The 18,063-nt window shown below is 62.4% G+C and carries 18 protein-coding genes; 4 read left to right on the top strand and 14 right to left on the bottom strand.

The features are described 5' to 3' along the window. Window positions 1-87: 87 nt before the first annotated feature. The 9 genes from HNE05_RS11230 to HNE05_RS11190 all read right to left on the bottom strand — a co-directional run bounded on the left by HNE05_RS11230 (window position 88) and on the right by HNE05_RS11190 (window position 7,748). The gene (locus tag HNE05_RS11230; RefSeq protein WP_173207038.1) at window positions 88-897 is read right to left on the bottom strand and encodes a secretin N-terminal domain-containing protein; all 810 of its coding nucleotides are present in this window, start codon (window positions 895-897) and stop codon (window positions 88-90) included. Continuing rightward, the gene (locus HNE05_RS11225) at window positions 894-1,523 is read right to left on the bottom strand and encodes a DUF7931 domain-containing protein (protein WP_173207036.1); all 630 of its coding nucleotides are present in this window, start codon (window positions 1,521-1,523) and stop codon (window positions 894-896) included. The genes HNE05_RS11230 and HNE05_RS11225 overlap by 4 nt, the downstream gene beginning before the upstream one ends. Before the next feature lie 8 nt (window positions 1,524-1,531). After that, window positions 1,532-1,957, bottom strand: a complete 426-nt coding sequence (locus HNE05_RS11220) for a GNAT family N-acetyltransferase (protein WP_173207035.1) — start codon at window positions 1,955-1,957, stop codon at window positions 1,532-1,534. Continuing rightward, window positions 1,950-3,116: a ribosomal protein uL16 3-hydroxylase gene (locus HNE05_RS11215; RefSeq protein WP_173207034.1), complete on the bottom strand. Its 1,167-nt coding sequence runs from the start codon at window positions 3,114-3,116 to the stop codon at window positions 1,950-1,952. Before HNE05_RS11215 ends, HNE05_RS11220 begins: the two co-directional genes overlap by 8 nt. 60 nt (window positions 3,117-3,176) lie before the next feature. Continuing rightward, window positions 3,177-4,547 (bottom strand): adenylosuccinate lyase, encoded by a 1,371-nt coding sequence (gene purB, locus HNE05_RS11210; RefSeq protein WP_173207033.1) that lies wholly within the window; start codon window positions 4,545-4,547, stop codon window positions 3,177-3,179. 86 nt (window positions 4,548-4,633) lie between these two features. Beyond that, on the bottom strand, window positions 4,634-5,491 hold the full coding sequence (locus HNE05_RS11205) for a DMT family transporter (protein ID WP_173207032.1): 858 nt from the start codon (window positions 5,489-5,491) through the stop codon (window positions 4,634-4,636). A gap of 1 nt (window position 5,492) precedes the next feature. Beyond that, window positions 5,493-6,113, bottom strand: a complete 621-nt coding sequence (gene hflD / locus HNE05_RS11200; RefSeq protein ID WP_173207031.1) for a high frequency lysogenization protein HflD — start codon at window positions 6,111-6,113, stop codon at window positions 5,493-5,495. Further along, window positions 6,110-7,237 (bottom strand): tRNA 2-thiouridine(34) synthase MnmA, encoded by a 1,128-nt coding sequence (gene mnmA / locus HNE05_RS11195; RefSeq protein ID WP_173207030.1) that lies wholly within the window; start codon window positions 7,235-7,237, stop codon window positions 6,110-6,112. Before mnmA ends, hflD begins: the two co-directional genes overlap by 4 nt. A 64-nt stretch (window positions 7,238-7,301) precedes the next feature. After that, window positions 7,302-7,748 carry an NUDIX hydrolase gene (locus tag HNE05_RS11190; RefSeq protein ID WP_173207029.1) on the bottom strand — a complete coding sequence of 149 codons (447 nt, stop codon included), beginning with the start codon at window positions 7,746-7,748 and terminating at the stop codon, window positions 7,302-7,304. Window positions 7,749-8,073: 325 nt separating this feature from the next. On the opposite strand from HNE05_RS11190, the gene icd reads away from it, so the two are divergent. Beyond that, a complete protein-coding gene (icd, locus tag HNE05_RS11185) occupies window positions 8,074-9,330 on the top strand; it encodes an NADP-dependent isocitrate dehydrogenase (protein ID WP_173207027.1) in 1,257 nt (418 codons plus the stop codon). Window positions 9,331-9,394: 64 nt separating this feature from the next. Here the strand turns inward: icd and cspD are convergent, their stop codons facing one another. Further along, entirely contained in the window at window positions 9,395-9,658 is a 264-nt protein-coding gene (gene cspD / locus HNE05_RS11180; RefSeq protein ID WP_173207024.1) for a cold shock domain-containing protein CspD, read from the bottom strand. A 231-nt stretch (window positions 9,659-9,889) separates the two neighbouring features. On the opposite strand from cspD, the gene clpS reads away from it, so the two are divergent. Together clpS and clpA are read left to right on the top strand one after the other, a co-directional pair. Then, window positions 9,890-10,252, top strand: coding sequence for an ATP-dependent Clp protease adapter ClpS (gene clpS, locus HNE05_RS11175; protein ID WP_173207021.1), 363 nt, complete (start codon window positions 9,890-9,892; stop codon window positions 10,250-10,252). Between the two features lie 29 nt (window positions 10,253-10,281). After that, on the top strand, window positions 10,282-12,552 hold the full coding sequence (gene clpA, locus HNE05_RS11170; protein ID WP_173207018.1) for an ATP-dependent Clp protease ATP-binding subunit ClpA: 2,271 nt from the start codon (window positions 10,282-10,284) through the stop codon (window positions 12,550-12,552). A 144-nt stretch (window positions 12,553-12,696) separates the two neighbouring features. Here the strand turns inward: clpA and infA are convergent, their stop codons facing one another. The 4 genes from infA to trxB form a co-directional block, all read right to left on the bottom strand. Beyond that, window positions 12,697-12,915: a translation initiation factor IF-1 gene (gene infA, locus HNE05_RS11165; protein WP_002553999.1), complete on the bottom strand. Its 219-nt coding sequence runs from the start codon at window positions 12,913-12,915 to the stop codon at window positions 12,697-12,699. Window positions 12,916-13,015: 100 nt separating this feature from the next. Further along, entirely contained in the window at window positions 13,016-13,723 is a 708-nt protein-coding gene (locus HNE05_RS11160; RefSeq protein ID WP_173207015.1) for an arginyltransferase, read from the bottom strand. Window positions 13,724-13,777: 54 nt separating this feature from the next. Beyond that, a complete protein-coding gene (gene aat / locus HNE05_RS11155) occupies window positions 13,778-14,458 on the bottom strand; it encodes a leucyl/phenylalanyl-tRNA--protein transferase (RefSeq protein ID WP_173207012.1) in 681 nt (226 codons plus the stop codon). Between the two features lie 37 nt (window positions 14,459-14,495). Continuing rightward, a complete protein-coding gene (trxB, locus tag HNE05_RS11150) occupies window positions 14,496-15,443 on the bottom strand; it encodes a thioredoxin-disulfide reductase (protein WP_173207009.1) in 948 nt (315 codons plus the stop codon). 214 nt (window positions 15,444-15,657) lie between these two features. Between trxB and ftsK the strand changes: the two genes are divergently transcribed. Continuing rightward, entirely contained in the window at window positions 15,658-18,063 is a 2,406-nt protein-coding gene (ftsK, locus tag HNE05_RS11145; protein WP_173207006.1) for a DNA translocase FtsK, read from the top strand.

The raw sequence follows: 18,063 nt of genomic DNA, 5'->3' as shown, positions 1-18,063 counted from the left end.
GGCCATGATGCCCTTCAAGCGGAAGTTCGTCAACGATTTTGTAGTGGCCGTGCGTCGCCACTACATGCCCTGGCAGGGCCGCTGTGGCTAGTCCAGTGCGTCAACCTTGATGCGCATGCTCATGTCGTTGGCGCCCTGGGTGGAGTGGCGACGCAGGAAGCCATCGTTATTGCCCTGGCTCTGTTCGCTGACGCCACCCAGGGTGATCCATTCACCCAGTCGGCCACTGACCCGGGTGTCGGTGCTCTGCACGTCGATCACGTCGGGCTGATTGCGGCTGATGCGGTCGTTGTTGCTGCTGATGCTGATGTGCACGATTTCGCCCGTCAGGCTGGCGGTGACGTAGTAGCCCTGGGTGACATTGCGGTACTGGGTGTTCTGGTAGACCTGGCCGTACGGGCCGGTGCTGGTGGTGGTCAGCGGTACGCTCTGGCCGACCTGGATCAGCGCCGGGTAGCCTTCGGTGGTCTGGATCTGCTGCACCCCACCGCGCTGGCTGTCGGTGCTGCGGCGAATGATGCGTACCTGATCGCGTCCATGCACTTCGCCGCGACCGGCTTCTATGTCGACGTCGCCGATGCTGGCCGAGCCATTGACCGCATAGCCTTCGTTGTCCTGGTAGCCCGATTCGCTGGTATCGACGCTGATCAGCAGGCGCCGTGGCGCTGTGTCCAGCTGACCGAGCAGGTTGCGGATTTCCTGGATCTTTTCCGGCGAGGCGTTGACCACCAGTTGATTGCCGTAGGGGCTGACCTTGCCCTGGCCGTCGAGCACCGACTGCACCACCGGGATCACCTCGTCGGCGGTGCGGTAGTTCAGCTGAATCAGCTCGGTGGCGGCCAGTGATGGCAGGCTGACGACAAGCAGCAGGGCAGCCAGGCAGGCGCGCAAGGTCATAGCAGAAAGCTCCGTAGATCGGGGTCTAGCAGGCTGATATCCCAGGCCTGGTCGAACAGTGCCTGTTGCAGGCGCACGCGGCTGGGGTCGTTATACAAAGCATAGCCAGCGTAGTCCTCGGGGTGCGAGCGCAGCAGCAGGCCGCGCGCGTCGGCCAGCAGGTAGGCGATTTCCTCGCTGGGATGATCCGGGTTGAGGCGGCGGATATGCAGGTTGCTGCTGATGCGCTGCGCCAGGTTGAGCAGGCGATGGCCTTGCTTGACCGGGCGCGAGACGTCGCGCACGAGAATGCGCAGGCGGTTCTTCGGGCTGGCCAGGAGGAAGCGGGTGCAGGCGTCCTGCACGCTGCTGTGGTTGTACAGCCAGGGTTCGAGGTCGGGGGTGTACAGGCACAGGCTGCTGCGGCTCTGTTGCAGCAAGGCCAGGGCGTGAGCCTGGGCTTCTTCGGCACTGCTGAAGCGCTGCAGGGCTTGGTGTTCGCCCAGTTGGAAGGGCGCGGCTTCGCGCTGCTCCGGGATGGCGCCGGTGCTGGCTGGGTTGTGCACGACAAAACGCCCCGGCGACTGAAAATCAATGGCCGGCAATTCGGTCTGGTTTTCGTCTGGTGGGGCGTTTTCGTCGCTCATCCGAACCTCTAGTCGCTATGGCGCACCATCATCACATGGGGGATGCCGGCTTCCAGGTACTCGGCGCCTTCGATGTGAAACCCCAGGCGCTCGTAGAAGGCCGTGGCATGTACCTGCGCGCTGAGCTTCTGCTCGCGCTGGCCACGCTGCTCAGCGGCGCTGATGGCGGCATGCATCAGGGCGTCACCGACTTTCAGGCCGCGCCAATCCTTGAGCACGGAAACCCGGCCGATCTGGCCGTCGGCCAGCAGGCGGGCGGTGCCGATCGGGTAGTCGCCTTCGAGGGCGAGGAAGTGCACGGCCTCGATGTCCTCGTCATCCCATTCGAGTTCTGCAGGCACGGCTTGTTCCGCGATAAACACGGCTTCGCGGATGCGGCGCAGCTCGGCATTGTCCTTCTGCCAGTGGGCCAGGCGGACGTGAATCTCACTCATCAGCAAACTCCAGGCTACCTTGCTTGACCAGTTCGCAGAGCAGCTTACGCCCCTCTTCGTCGGCGAGCCATTGGCCGAGGTTGTCGGCATGCAGGGCGTCGGCGGCGCAGATCAGCTTGAGCAGTTCCTTCAGGTTGCTTGGCAGCAGGCGACTCTGGCCGCTGGCGAACAGCACCAGGCCAACATCCAGCTCGCTCCAGGCCAGGCGCGCGCTGGGGTTGCGCACCAGCACGGCGCCTTGCTCGAGGGCTGCGAGCAGTTCGTCGTCTTCGACCTCGGTGCCGGCCACCAGCTCGGGGTAGCGCGGTTCGGTCATGAACTGGCCAAACCAGGTCAGCAGCAGGCGCTCGTCACCCATGTGCTCGGCGAGCAGGGCCTTGAGGCGGTCGAGGGCGTCCAGCTGGATCTGGTGCGGGTCGTCGGTCGGCGCGGTGCCGGCGTCGCTGTAGCGTTCTTCGTCCGGCAGGAACTGGGCGAGGAAGTCGGTGAAATGGGTCAGTACCTCGGCGGCGCTGGGGGCGCGGAAGCCCACCGAGTAGGTCATGCAGTCATCCTCGGCGGTGCCGAAGTGGGCCAGGCGCGGCGGCAGGTAGAGCATGTCACCGGGCTCCAGCACCCACTCTTCGGTCTGCGCGAAGTCGGCGAGGATGCGCAGGTCGGCGTGCGGCAGCAGCGGGCTCTCGGCATCGCACATCTGGCCGATTTTCCAGCGGCGCTGGCCGTGGGCCTGGAGCAGGAATACGTCATAGTTGTCGTAGTGCGGGCCGACGCCGCCGCCCGGCGCGGCGAAGCTGACCATGACATCGTCGATGCGCCAGCTGGGCAGGAAGTTGAAGTGCTTGAGCAGTTCGGCGACATCCGGGACGAACTGGTCGACCGCCTGCACCAACAGGGTCCAGTCGCGCTCCGGCAGTTGGCCGAAGGCGTCTTCGGCGAACGGGCCGCGGCGCAGTTCCCAGGGGCGCTCGCCGTGCTCGATGACCAGGCGCGATTCGACTTCTTCTTCCAGGGCCAGGCCGGCCAGTTCGTCCGGGCTGATCGGACTTTCGAAATCAGGGATGGCCTGGCGGATCAGCAGGGGTTTCTTCTGCCAGTAGTCGCGCAGGAATTCACGGGCTGTAAGACCGCCGAGCAGTTGCAGAGGTACATCAGTAGTCATGTGCAAGCCTTTGAAATAAAAACGCCCGGCACAGCCGGGCGTGCAAGTAAGAAGCGTCTGTCAGACGCGCTTGGCCTGGGCTACGGCGTTGCCGATGTAGTTGGCCGGGGTCAGTTGCTTGAGCTCGTCCTTGGCGGCGGCCGGCATGTCCAGGCCGTCGATGAAGCTGAGCAGGGCTTCGGGGCTGATGCCCTTGCCGCGGGTGAGCTCCTTGAGCTTCTCGTAGGGGTTCTCGATGGCGTAGCGGCGCATCACGGTCTGGATCGGCTCGGCGAGGACTTCCCAGCAGGCGTCCAGGTCGGCGGCGATGCGCGCTTCGTTCAGCTCCAGCTTGCCGATGCCCTTGAGGCTGGCTTCGTAGGCGATGACGCTGTGGGCGAAGCCGACGCCAAGGTTGCGCAGTACGGTGGAGTCGGTCAGGTCGCGCTGCCAGCGGGAGATCGGCAACTTGCTGGCCAGGTGCTGGAACAGTGCGTTGGCGATACCCAGGTTGCCTTCGGAGTTCTCGAAGTCGATCGGGTTGACCTTGTGCGGCATGGTCGAGGAGCCGATTTCGCCAGCGACGGTCTTCTGCTTGAAGTAGCCGAGGGAGATGTAGCCCCAGACGTCGCGGTCGAAGTCGATGAGGATGGTGTTGAAGCGCGCAATGGCGTCGAACAGCTCGGCGATGTAGTCGTGCGGCTCGATCTGCGTGGTGTAGGGGTTGAACTGCAGGCCCAGGTCGCCTTCGATGAACTGCTTGGCGTTGGCTTCCCAGTCGATCTGCGGGTAGGCGGACAGGTGGGCGTTGTAGTTGCCCACGGCGCCGTTGATCTTGCCCAGCAGCGGCACGGCTGCAACCTGAGCGATCTGCCGCTCGAGGCGGAAGACCACGTTGGCCAGCTCCTTGCCCAGGGTGGTCGGCGAAGCCGGCTGGCCATGGGTGCGCGACAGCATCGGCACGTCGGCGAACTTGATCGCCAGCTCGCGGATGGCGGCGGCGATCTGCTTCATCAGCGGCAGCAGCACGCCGTCACGGCCTTCGCGCAGCATCAGGGCGTGGGACAGGTTGTTGATGTCCTCGCTGGTGCAGGCGAAGTGGATGAACTCGCTCACGGCAGCCAGTTCCGGCAGCTTGGCGGCTTGTTCCTTGAGCAGGTATTCCACGGCTTTGACGTCGTGGTTGGTGGTGCGCTCGATCTCTTTCACGCGCTCGGCGTGCTCGACGGCGAAGTTGTCTGCCAGCTCGTTGAGCAGGGCATTGGCTTCGGCGGAGAAGGGCGCGACTTCGCTGACGCCTTCGTGGGCGGCCAGGCGCTGCAGCCAGCGTACTTCGACCATGACGCGGAAACGGATCAGGCCGTATTCGCTGAAGATCGGGCGCAGGGCGCTGGTTTTGGAGGCGTAACGGCCATCAACGGGGGAAACCGCGGTGAGCGAGGAGAGCTGCATGGAGGCGTTCTCGGACTGTCGGTCAACGAAAAGGGCGCACATCATACATGAAATCGTGACGGCAGCCGCGATTGGCGATGGACCGTTCAGCGCCGGCTGATGGACAACAGGCTGGCGCCGAAGATCAGCGCGGCACCGAGCAGCGAGGTCAGGTCGGGCGTTTCGCCCCAGCGCAGCCAGGCGATCAGGCCGGCGAAGACAATGGCCAGATAAGCGATCGGGCCGATGATGCCGGGCGGGGCCAGGGCGTAAGCCTTGGACATAACGATCTGGCTGACGGTGGCGAGCAGGCCGATCACCAACAGCAGGCCCAGGTCGTGGCTATCCAGCGCCTGCCAGGCCCAGGTCAGCGGGATGGCGGAGATCAGGGTGCTGAACAGGGCGAAGTAGAAGACGATGCGAAAGGCCGGCTCGGTATTGCTCATCTCGCGGATCGAGACGAAGGCGAAGGCGGCCAGGATGCTGGCGGCCAAGCCGACCAGCGACTGGCTATCGAGCAGGGCCTGGCTGGGTTTGGCCACCAGCAGCACGCCGATCAGGCCGATGCCGGTGGTCAGCAGCATGCGCCGGGTCAGTGGTTCTTTCAGCCACCACCAGGCAATCACGGGGGTAAACACCGGTGCCGAGTAGGTAAACAGCATGGCGTCGGCCAGCGGCAGGTGGGCGATGGCGTAGAAGAAGCAGTACATCGCCGCCAGGCCGTAGGTGGTGCGCCATAGGTGGGATTTCAGGCGCCCGGTCTTCAGTGGCTGAGTGCCCTTGAGCAGCACCAGCGGCAGGAAGAACAGCACGCCGACCAGGTTGCGGAAGAACACCACCGACTCGTTGTTGACGCTGCTGGAGACTTCGCGGATGCCGACGCCCATCAGCGAGAACAGCAGGGCGGAGAGCGCCAGCAGCAGGGCGCCTTGCAGGGGTTTTACGCTACGCGAAGGGAGGCTCATGTCAGCTGCGCAGCAGCGGATAGAGTTCCTTGAGCAGCTTGCCGCGGCTGAATACCAGCTGCCAGCGATGGCCACCGAGCTGGCGCCACAGGCGCGCCGAGCGGATGCCGGTCAGCAGCAGGGCGCGGATCTTCGCCGCGTTGTTGGCCTGTTGCAGGAAGCGCATGTCGCCCTGCACCTGGATGCGCCGGGGGAAGGTGCTGATGGTGTCCTGGTACAGCGCGCCGCAAGAGGAAATGACGTTCTCGTGGGTCAGACCGAAGTGGCCGACCTGTTGCTGGATCTGGTCCAGGCGACTGCCGATCACTTGCAGCAGGTCGTCGCGCTTGGCCAGCTGGCGCTCCAGGCCGAGCAGGGCCAGGGCATAGCGCAGCGGCTCGCGCTGCAGGCTCGCCGGGTTGCGTTCGAGGGCGCTGGCCAGGGCCTTGTAGCCCTCGCGCAGGTTGAGGTCGTCACCGCCGTAAACGTCCAGGGTGTTCTTCGGCTCACGCACCAGCAGGCTGCCGAGCAGGCAGGTGATATCGGCTTCGCTGGCCTGGCCGGTGCGGGCGATCTTGTCGACCAGGGTGGTGGCTTCGAAGACGGCGGCCAGTGCGGTCAGTTGTTCCTGAATCGGGCTCATACCAGGCCGGCTCCGGCAAACCAGGGCTCGGCGCTTTCGATCACGCCGCCGCCGAGGCAGACCTCGCCGTCGTAGAACACCACGGACTGGCCGGGGGTGACGGCACGTTGTGGCTCGGCGAACACGGCGCGGTAGCCGTCTGCGGTCTGTTCCAGGGTGCAGGTCTGGTCGCTCTGGCGGTAGCGCACCTTGGCGGTCAGTTGGCGCGGGCTGCTCAGGTCGATGGGGTTGACCCAGTAGATCTCCGAGGCGAGCAGGGCGCGGCTGAACAGCCAGGGGTGTTCGTTGCCCTGGCCGACCAGCAGTACGTTGCGCTTGAGGTCCTTGGCCAGTACGTACCAGGGTTCGTCGCCGGCGTCCTTGAGGCCGCCGATGCCCAGGCCCTGGCGCTGGCCGATGGTGTGGTACATCAGGCCGTGGTGGCGGCCGATCACTTCACCCTCGATGGTCTCGATATCGCCGGGTTGGGCCGGCAGGTACTGCTTGAGAAAATCGCTGAAACGGCGTTCGCCGATAAAGCAGATGCCGGTGGAATCCTTCTTCTTGGCGGTGGCCAGGTCGAACTTCTCGGCGATGGCGCGCACCTGCGGTTTTTCCAGTTCGCCGACCGGGAACAGGGTGCGGCCGATCTGCTCGCCGCCGACGGCATGCAGGAAGTAGCTCTGGTCCTTGTTCGGGTCGAGGCCCTTGAGTAGCTCGCTGCGGCCGTCGATGTCGCGGCGGCGCACGTAGTGGCCGGTGGCGATCAGGTCGGCGCCGAGGCTCAGGGCGTAGTCGAGGAAGGCTTTGAACTTGATCTCGCGGTTGCACAGGATGTCCGGGTTGGGCGTGCGCCCGGCCTTGTATTCGGCGAGGAAGTGCTCGAACACGTTGTCCCAGTATTCGGCGGCGAAGTTGGCGGTGTGCAGCTGGATGCCGATCTTGTCGCACACGGCCTGGGCGTCGGCCAGGTCATCCATGGCGGTGCAGTATTCGGTGCCGTCGTCTTCTTCCCAGTTCTTCATGAACAGGCCTTCGACCTGATAGCCCTGTTCGAGCAGGAGCAGGGCCGAGACGGAGGAGTCCACGCCGCCGGACATGCCGACGATGACGCGCTGGGTACTGGGGGAGGTGCTGCTGGACATAGGGATCTGGGCGTGACTGCAATAAAGACGGCGATTCTAACAGGCGCCACGGTGCGGCGGCGAATCAGGCCGGGTCGCGGATCAGGCTCAGCGGGAAGCGCTCGCCGGCCAGGTAGTCGTCGATGCAGCGCATGACCAGTTCACTGCGCCAGCGTTCGGGCTGGGCCGCCAGTTCCGCGCGGGTCAGCCAGCGCGGGCCGATGATGCCGTCGTCCAGTGGGCTCTCTGGCAGGTGCTGCAGGGGCTTTGCGGCGAAGCACACGCGCTGGTAGGTGACGCCGTTGCTCGGGGCTGTGTAGAGGTAGATGCCGGTCACGGCGGTCAGTTCGACCTGCCAGCCGGTTTCTTCGAGGGTTTCGCGCAAGGCGGCGTCGATGAGACTTTCGTCTGCTTCCAGATGGCCGGCAGGCTGATTAAATACCGCCTGGCCGCCAGCCAGCTCTTCGACCAGCAGGAAGCGTCCCTGGTCTTCGACCACGGTGGCTACCGTGACATGGGGCGTAAAACGCATGGGAACCTCCGCAAATTAGGTCGCGGATGTTAGTGGCAGATTCTGCCGGAGGCCAGATCAGCGCATTCTCGGGCTGAGCTGCTAGGCTAAAAGTCGGTTCAGTTTGTGGTGCCGTGTAGTGCTCTCTGTAGTTTGACTACAGGAACGGCTGCAGGGCAGTATCGGTGCAGCTCTTGAGGCGGCAAAGATGTAAGGAAATGTCGAAAAGTGCGTGACTTTCTGTAGAAAAACTACAAGAATGCGGCACCTTTCCGAGACCCAAAGTTCCATTCGCCACGCCATCCGCGCGGCGGAATGTCAGACCACGAAAACAACGGAGTCAAGCATGGGATACCAGAAGATCCAGGTGCCAGCGACCGGTGACAAAATCACCGTCAACGCCGACATGTCCCTGAATGTACCGAACAACCCGATCATCCCGTTCATCGAGGGTGATGGCATCGGCGTCGATATCAGCCCGGTGATGATCAAGGTCGTCGATGCGGCCATCGAGAAAGCCTACGGCGGCGAGCGCAAGATTTCCTGGATGGAAGTTTACGCGGGCGAGAAGGCCACCCAGGTCTACGACCAGGACACCTGGCTGCCGAAAGAAACCCTGGAAGCCGTACGCGATTACGTGGTTTCCATCAAAGGCCCGCTGACCACTCCGGTCGGTGGCGGCATCCGTTCGCTGAACGTTGCCCTGCGCCAGGAACTCGATCTGTACGTCTGCCTGCGCCCGGTGCGTTGGTTCGAAGGCGTGCCGAGCCCGGTCAAGCGTCCTGGTGACGTCGACATGACCATCTTCCGCGAGAACTCCGAAGACATTTATGCCGGTATCGAGTGGAAGGCCGGTTCGCCTGAAGCGACCAAGGTCATCAAGTTCCTGAAAGAAGAAATGGGCGTCACCAAGATCCGTTTCGACCAGGACTGCGGTATCGGCGTCAAGCCGGTTTCCAAGGAAGGCACCAAGCGCCTGGTGCGCAAGGCTCTGCAGTACACCGTCGACAACGACCGCGAGTCGCTGACCATCGTGCACAAAGGCAACATCATGAAGTTCACCGAAGGTGCCTTCAAGGATTGGGGCTACGAAGTGGCGCGTGACGAGTTTGGTGCCGAGCTGCTGGATGGCGGCCCGTGGATGCAGTTCAAGAACCCGCGTACCGGCAAGAACATCGTGGTCAAGGACGCCATCGCCGACGCCATGCTGCAGCAGATCCTGCTGCGTCCGGCCGAATATGACGTGATCGCTACCCTGAACCTGAACGGTGACTACCTGTCCGACGCCCTGGCGGCCGAAGTGGGCGGTATCGGTATCGCGCCGGGTGCCAACCTGTCCGACACCATCGCCATGTTCGAAGCGACCCACGGCACCGCGCCGAAGTACGCTGGTCAGGACAAGGTCAACCCAGGTTCGGTCATCCTCTCCGCCGAGATGATGCTGCGTCACATGGGCTGGACCGAAGCGGCGGACCTGATCATCAAGGGTACCAACGGTGCCATCGGTGCGAAGACCGTGACTTACGACTTCGAGCGTCTGATGGATGGCGCCAAGCTGCTGTCCTGCTCGCAGTTCGGCGATGCCATGATCGCTCATATGTAATTAAGTGACGAGTGGTAACAAAAAGGCCGGTCTTTGACCGGCCTTTTTTATTGCAGACTCTTTATCAGGCTTCTACCGGAGTGCTTTGTGGCGAACTGATGGTCGCCGGGGATTCACTGGTTGCCTGGGCGGCGCTGATATTCACGGCGTGCAGGCCCTTTGGACCTTGCAGAATATCGAAGCTTACCGGCTGGCCGGCCTTGAGAGTCTTGTAACCGTCCATCTGGATGGCCGAGTAGTGGGCGAATAGGTCCTCATCTCGGCCATCGGCGACGATGAACCCGTAGCCCTTGGCGTTGTTGAACCACTTGACCTTACCGCTAAGCATGCTGATATCCCTCTGCAAACAACTCCATCACTGGAGTATCATCCACTTCAATTCCGTGCCTGAAATCAGCCGGGTTTGGCGAAGGCGCGGAACCCCGATACCCGAGACGGGTATTCAATGTTTGTAACACCCTTTTGCAGTTAGTCAAGGCGCTCCGGCAGCTGGCTGAGAAACCAGTCATAAACCTGTCTAGCATCTGTATTCGTCCAGCCACGAAGCATCCTCTTTCGCATGCATGCAAGCAGTCAGATTCGTCTAACATTCAATCAAGATCGTCCAGCTACGCACGAGGATGATTCCTCGGGCCTTGCTGTCCAAGAAGCCAAGCCGCGGTTGCAGGCACCACCGATGTACAAGGTGCTGCTGTTCAACGACGACTACACGCCAATGGACTTCGTGGTCGAAGTGTTGGAGGTGTTCTTCAACCACAATCGCGAGCTGGCGACCAAGATCATGCTGACCGTCCATACAGAGGGACGGGCAATCTGCGGTGTGTATACCCGTGATATCGCAGAAACCAAGGCCATGCAGGTCAACCAGTACGCCCGGGAAAGCCAGCATCCGCTACTCTGTGAAATAGAGAAGGACGGTTAATACCGGTCGCTTGGGTAAGAGGTGAAGCTATGTTGAATCGAGAGCTGGAAGTCACCCTCAATCTGGCCTTCAAGGAGGCACGCGCCAAGCGCCATGAGTTCATGACGGTCGAGCACCTGCTGCTGGCATTGCTGGATAACGAGGCTGCAGCCACTGTCCTGCGCGCTTGCGGCGCCAACCTGGACAAGCTTCGTCATGATTTACAGGAATTCATTGACTCCACCACGCCACTGATCCCGCAGCACGACGAAGATCGCGAAACCCAGCCGACACTAGGTTTCCAGCGTGTGCTGCAGCGCGCGGTGTTTCACGTGCAGAGCTCGGGCAAGCGCGAAGTCACCGGCGCCAACGTGCTGGTGGCAATCTTCAGCGAACAGGAAAGCCAGGCGGTATTCCTGCTTAAGCAGCAGAGTGTCGCGCGTATCGATGTGGTCAATTACATCGCCCATGGCATCTCCAAGGTGCCGGGGCATGCCGACCATTCCGACAGCGAGCAGGAAATGCAGGATGACGAGGGTGGCGAGTCCGCTTCCTCGGGTAATCCGCTGGATGCTTACGCCAGTAACCTGAACGAACTGTCTCGCCAAGGGCGCATCGATCCGTTGGTCGGGCGCGAGCCCGAGGTGGAGCGGGTGGCGCAGATTCTCGCGCGTCGGCGCAAGAACAATCCGCTGCTGGTAGGTGAAGCCGGTGTCGGCAAGACCGCCATCGCCGAAGGCCTGGCTAAGCGCATCGTCGATGGCCAGGTGCCGGACCTGCTCTCCGACAGCGTGGTCTACTCCCTGGATCTCGGCGCCTTGCTCGCGGGCACCAAGTACCGCGGTGACTTCGAGAAGCGCTTCAAGGCGCTGCTCAACGAGTTGCGCAAGCGTCCGCATGCCATCCTGTTCATCGATGAAATCCACACCATCATCGGTGCCGGTGCGGCCTCTGGTGGCGTAATGGATGCTTCCAACCTGCTCAAGCCGCTGCTGTCCTCGGGTGAGATCCGCTGCATCGGCTCCACTACCTTCCAGGAATTCCGTGGCATCTTCGAGAAAGACCGTGCTCTGGCGCGGCGCTTCCAGAAGGTCGATGTCAGCGAGCCGTCGGTCGAGGATACCGTCGGCATCCTGCGCGGGCTGAAGGCGCGTTTCGAGCAGCATCACCATATCGAGTACAGCGACGAGGCCCTGCGTGCAGCGGCCGAGCTGGCAGCGCGCTACATCAATGACCGGCACATGCCGGACAAGGCCATTGATGTGATCGACGAGGCGGGTGCCTATCAGCGCCTGCAACCGGAAGACAAGCGTGCCAAGCGTATCGAAGTTGCCCAGGTCGAAGACATTGTCGCCAAGATTGCGCGGATTCCCCCGAAGCACGTCACCAGCTCCGACAAGGAGCTGCTGCGCAATCTGGAGCGCGACCTCAAGCTGACCGTATTCGGCCAGGATGCGGCGATCGACTCGCTGTCGACTGCGATCAAGCTGTCGCGTGCCGGCCTGAAAGCGCCGGACAAGCCGGTGGGCTCCTTCCTGTTCGCCGGGCCGACTGGGGTCGGCAAGACCGAGGCCGCTCGTCAGCTGGCCAAGGCCATGGGTATCGAGCTGGTGCGCTTCGACATGTCCGAGTACATGGAGCGGCATACCGTTTCACGCCTGATCGGTGCGCCTCCTGGCTACGTTGGTTTCGATCAGGGTGGCTTGTTGACCGAGGCAATCACCAAGCAGCCGCATTGTGTGCTGCTGCTCGACGAGATCGAGAAAGCCCATCCGGAAGTCTTCAACCTACTGCTGCAGGTGATGGATCACGGCACCCTGACTGACAACAACGGGCGCAAGGCTGACTTCCGCAACGTGATCCTGATCATGACCACCAACGCCGGGGCGGAAACCGCAGCGCGGGCGTCGATCGGTTTCACCTATCAGGATCACTCGACCGATGCCATGGAAGTGATCAAGAAGAGCTTCACGCCGGAGTTCCGCAACCGCCTGGATACCATCATCCAGTTCGGTCGCCTGAGTCACGAAGTGATCAAAAGCATCGTCGACAAGTTCCTCACCGAACTGCAGGCGCAGCTTGAAGACAAGCACGTGCTGCTGGAAGTCAGCGATGCGGCGCGTGGCTGGCTGGCAGAGAAGGGCTATGACGTGGCGATGGGGGCAAGGCCGATGGCGCGCCTGATCCAGGACAAGATCAAGCGTCCGCTGGCGGAGGAAATCCTCTTCGGTGAACTGGCCGAGCATGGCGGCGTAGTACACATCGAGCTGGTGGGCGATGAGCTGCGCTTCGAGTTCGAGACCACGGCAGAGCCGGCTTGATCTGAAAAAGAGGTAAACGAAAACGCCCGGCAGTGCCGGGCGTTTTCATTTCAGCTGGGCTTAGAGCTTGTTCAAAGGCTCGCGAGTCAGCTCATGCCGTTGCGATGAAGCGTGGCTGGCTTGTAGCGGGCTTTGAACAGGTTCTTAGCGGGCGCGGTAGGTGATGCGGCCCTTGCTCAGGTCATATGGCGTCAGTTCGACGCGGACCTTGTCGCCAGTGAGAATGCGGATGTAGTTCTTGCGCATCTTTCCGGAGATATGCGCGGTAACGACGTGCCCGTTTTCCAACTCCACACGGAACATGGTGTTGGGCAGGGTGTCGACGACAGTGCCTTCCATTTCGAAGCTGTCTTCTTTCGACATGCAGTAAAGCCCTCGGTATCCAATGAATGGCCCGGCGCAACTGGCCCCAGGCAAAAGCGGCGTGCATTGTGCCCGAAAATGCGCTCTGCCGCCAAGGTATTCAGGTGAGGACTGTCCAGCGTTGATTGACGAACAGCTCAATGGGGCGGTACTGGGTCTTGTAGCTCATCTTGCGGCAGTTCTTGATCCAGTAGCCGAGGTAGACCGCTTGCAGGCCCAGGCGTGCGGCTTCGCCGATCTGCCAGAGGATGGCGAAACGGCCCAGGCTGCGCCGTTCCTGGTCGGGGTCGTAAAAGGTATAAACCGCCGAAAGGCCGTTGGGCAGCATGTCGGTGACGGCGATGGCCAGTAGTTTGCCCGCCAGGCGGAACTCGTAGAAGCGCGCGAATGGCAGGTCGCGAACCAGGAACGTGCTGAACTGGTCACGGCTGGGTGGGTACATGTCGCCGTCCGCATGGCGTAGCTCGATGTAGCGCACGTAGAGGTCGTAGTACTCCTCGTTGAACGCCGGGCGTACGGCCTTGACCTGGATGTCGGCGTTGCGTTTGAGGATGCGCCGTTGCTGGCGATTGGGCAGGAACTGGTCGGCAGGGATGCGTGCCGGTACGCAGGCCGTGCAGCGTTGGCAGTGCGGACGATACAGATGGTCACCGCTACGCCGAAAGCCCATTTCCGAGAGCTCGGCATACACCTGCACATCCATGGGCTGGCTGGGATCGAGGAACAGGGTGGTGGCCTGTTCATCGGGCAGGTAGCTGCAAGGATGTGGCTGGGTGGCGTAGAACTTGAGGCGAGCCAGCTCGGTCATGGTCAACCCTCGGGAAAACCTTTGAACAAGTGTATGCCAGCCTGCGGGAGTCGCCTAGGCGAGCCAGTTGGCTTGGCAGGGTTGGTCGAGATGGTGCTGCAGGTAAGTCGCGAACTCGCTGCGTGGTATCGCCCGGGCGCCAAAGCTGTGCAGGTGCTGGGTGGGCATCTGGCAGTCGATCAGAACGAAGCCCCACTCACGCAGTTTGCCGACCAGGGTAGCGAAACCGACTTTCGAGGCGTTGTCCGTGCGGCTGAACATCGACTCACCGAAAAACAGCTGACCCATGGCCAGGCCGTAGAGCCCGCCGACCAGTTGTCCGTTTTCCCAGACTTCGACCGAGTGGGCGATGCCTTGGTGATGCAGGTGTAGGTAGGCGCTCTGCATGCTTTCGGTGATCCAGGTGCCGTCGGCATAGGCGCGTGGTTCGGCGCAGGCCTGGATGACTGAGGCGAAATCACGATCGAAGCTGACTGTGAAGCGCTGCTGGCGGATCAGCTTGGTCAGGCTGCGTGACAGGTGGAATTCATAGGGAAACAGCACCGTGCGTGGATCCGGTGACCACCACAGCAGCGGTTGACCTTGCGAGTACCAGGGAAAGCAGCCATGCCGATAGGCGGCGACCAGGCGTGCAGGCGAAAGATCGCCACCGGCTGCCAGCAGGCCATTGGGCTCGCGCAGGGCTTTATCCAGGGGCGGGAAGTCGAGGGTGGCGCGTTGCAGCCAGGTCAGCATGCGGGGGAGGGCGGGCGTTGGGCGCCCGCCTGGCAACTTAGACGTCGAGGTATTTTTCGGCGTCGAGCGCGGCCATGCAGCCCGCGCCAGCCGAGGTGATGGCCTGGCGGTAGACGTGGTCGGCCACGTCGCCGGCGGCAAACACGCCATCGATACTGGTCAGGGTGGCATTGCCTTCGTTGCCGCCCTGCACGATCAGGTAACCATCACGCATTTCCAGTTGGCCCTGGAACAGCTCGGTGTTGGGCTTATGGCCGATGGCGATGAATACGCCAGCCAGTTGCAGTTCCTTCTTGCTGCCGTCTGCCGTGTTGATCAGGCGCACACCGGTTACACCGCTGGCGTCGCCCAGCACTTCGTCCAGTGTGTGGTTCCAGTGCAGGCGGATATTGCCGTTGGCGGCTTTCTCGAACAGCTTGTCCTGCAGGATCTTCTCCGAGCGCAGCTTGTCGCGGCGATGGATCAGGTGCACTTCCTTGGCGATGTTGGACAGATACAGGGCTTCTTCCACGGCCGTGTTGCCACCGCCGATCACGCAGACCACCTGGTTGCGGTAGAAGAAACCGTCGCAGGTGGCACAGGCGGATACGCCCTTGCCGGCGAAAGCTTCTTCCGACGGCAGGCCGAGGTACTGGGCACTGGCGCCGGTGGCGATGATCAGGGCGTCGCAGGTGTAGGTGCCACTGTCACCCTTGAGGGTGAAGGGCTTTTGCTGCAGCTCAGCGGTGTGGATGTGGTCGTAGACGATCTCGGTGTCGAAGCGCTCGGCATGCTCTTGCATGCGCTGCATCAGCGCCGGGCCGGTCAGGCCGTGTACGTCACCTGGCCAGTTGTCGACTTCGGTGGTGGTGGTCAGCTGGCCGCCGGGCTGGATGCCGGTGATGATGACAGGCTTGAGGTTGGCGCGGGCGGCATAGACGGCAGCGGTGTAGCCGGCAGGGCCGGAGCCCAGAATGATCAGGCGTGAATGCTTGACTTCGCTCATAAAAAGACCTCATAAGCCTTTGTCACAAAAGAGAATGCATGCTCAAATTGAGCGGTGCGTAAGATGCTGGCCGGTATGCTACACCGAAGCAGGAAGGGCGGCAAAACGCGCCCATTGCCTGGCATGGCATCGGACCTGTAAATCCGTACAATGGTCCGACTTTACGTTTTCAACTGATTGTTGGTCGCGCTCCGGGCGCAGGAATAGCAGCGTTTTGAAGAATTCCACCTCTACAGCTCAGGTCCCCCTCTGGCGCCAGCAGTTGCACTACCGCCTCAAGGAAGGTGCGCTGATCGCGCTTGGCGCGCTCTGCCTCTATCTGTGGATGGCATTGCTGACCTACGACCAGAACGACCCGGGCTGGAGCCATACCAGCAATGTCGAGCAGGTGCAGAACGCCGCCGGTCGCGCGGGTGCCTGGTTCGCCGACATCCTGTTCATGGTGCTCGGCTATTTCGCCTACCTGTTCCCGCTGCTGCTGGCAGTAAAGACCTGGCAAGTGTTCCGCAATCGCCATCAACCCTGGCAGTGGAGCGGCTGGCTGTTTTCCTGGCGCCTGATCGGCCTGGTCTTCCTGGTCCTGGCCGGCGCTGCGCTGGCCGATATCCACTTCCAGGATGGTAGCGGCTTGCCTGCCTCGGCCGGTGGTGCGCTGGGTGAAAGCCTCAGTGTGCTGGCGGTCAATGCCCTGAATATCCAGGGCAGCACGCTGCTGTTCATCTCGCTGTTCCTGTTTGGTTTGACCGTATTTGCCGACCTGTCCTGGTTCAAGGTCATGGATGTCACCGGCAAGATCACCCTCGACCTGTTCGAGCTGATCAACAGCCTGATCAACCGCTGGTGGAGTGCCCGGGTCGAACGCAAGCAACTGGTCGCCAAGCTGCGTGAAGTCGACGACCGGGTCAGCGAAGTGGCTGCGCCGGTGGTGCCTGATCGCCGCGAACAGGCCAAGGTCAAGGAGCGCCTGATCGCCCGCGAGGAAGCGCTGAGCAAGCACATGAGCGAGCGCGAGAGCCGCCCGGCGCCCGTGATCGCACCGCCGCCCGCGCCGAAAGCGCCGGAGCCGAGCAAGCGTGTGCTGAAGGAAAAGCAGGTCTCGCTGTTCGAAGACAGCGCCGTGGCTGGCACCTTGCCGCCGATTTCGATTCTCGATGCCGCCGAGAAGAAGCAGAAGCAGTACTCGCCGGAGTCCCTGGAGGCCATGTCGCGCCTGCTGGAGATCAAGCTCAAGGAGTTCGGCGTCGAGGTCATCGTCGAATCCGTGCACCCGGGCCCGGTGATCACCCGTTTCGAGATTCAGCTGGCCGCCGGGGTCAAGGTCAGTCGTATTTCCGGCCTGGCCAAAGACCTGGCGCGTTCGATGGCGATCATCAGCGTGCGCGTGGTCGAGGTGATTCCGGGCAAGACCACTGTGGGCATCGAGATTCCCAACGAAGACCGGCAGATCGTGCGGTTCTCCGAGGTGCTGTCGTCCAGTGAGTACGACGACGCCAAGTCGCCGGTAACCCTGGCCCTGGGCCACGATATCGGCGGCAAGCCGGTGATCACCGACCTGGCCAAGATGCCGCACCTGCTGGTGGCCGGTACCACCGGCTCCGGTAAGTCGGTGGGGGTCAACGCGATGATCCTGTCGATCCTGTTCAAATCCACGCCGGAAGAGGCGCGGATGATCATGATCGACCCGAAGATGCTCGAACTGTCGATCTACGAAGGCATTCCGCACCTGCTGTGCCCGGTGGTGACCGACATGAAGGAGGCGGCCAACGCCCTGCGCTGGTCGGTCGCCGAGATGGAGCGCCGTTACAAGCTGATGGCCGCCATGGGCGTGCGCAACCTGGCCGGCTTCAACCGCAAGGTCAAGGATGCCGAGGAGGCTGGAACGCCGCTGACCGATCCGCTGTACCGCCGCGAGTCCATGGAAGATGAAGCGCCACTGCTGAAGAGCCTGCCGACCATCGTCGTGGTGGTCGATGAATTCGCCGACATGATGATGATCGTCGGCAAGAAGGTCGAAGAGCTGATCGCGCGTATCGCGCAGAAGGCGCGTGCCGCCGGTATCCACCTGATTCTCGCCACCCAGCGTCCGTCGGTCGACGTGATCACCGGTCTGATCAAGGCCAACATCCCGACGCGCATGGCCTTCCAGGTCTCCAGCAAGATCGACTCGCGCACCATCCTCGACCAGGGCGGCGCCGAACAGCTGCTCGGCCACGGTGACATGCTCTACCTGCCGCCGGGCACCGGTCTGCCGATTCGTGTGCATGGCGCCTTCGTTTCCGACGAAGAAGTGCACCGCGTGGTCGAAGCCTGGAAACAGCGCGGTTCGCCAGACTACATCGAAGACATCCTGGCTGGCGTCGAGGAGGCCGGTAGTGGCTTCGATGGCGGTAGCAGTGGCGAAGGCAGTGAGGGCAGCGAGGCTGACCCGCTGTACGACGAAGCCGTCAACTTTGTGCTGGAGAGCCGTCGCGCTTCCATTTCCGCCGTGCAGCGCAAGCTGAAGATCGGCTACAACCGTGCCGCCCGCATGATCGAAGCCATGGAGATGGCCGGCGTGGTTACGTCGATGAATACCAATGGCTCGCGCGAAGTGATCGCACCGGGCCCGATGCGGGACTAA

The sequence above is a fragment of the Pseudomonas campi genome (assembly GCF_013200955.2).
Classification (GTDB): Bacteria; Pseudomonadota; Gammaproteobacteria; order Pseudomonadales; family Pseudomonadaceae; genus Aquipseudomonas; species Aquipseudomonas campi.
This window is presented reverse-complemented; position numbering and strand designations above follow the sequence as displayed.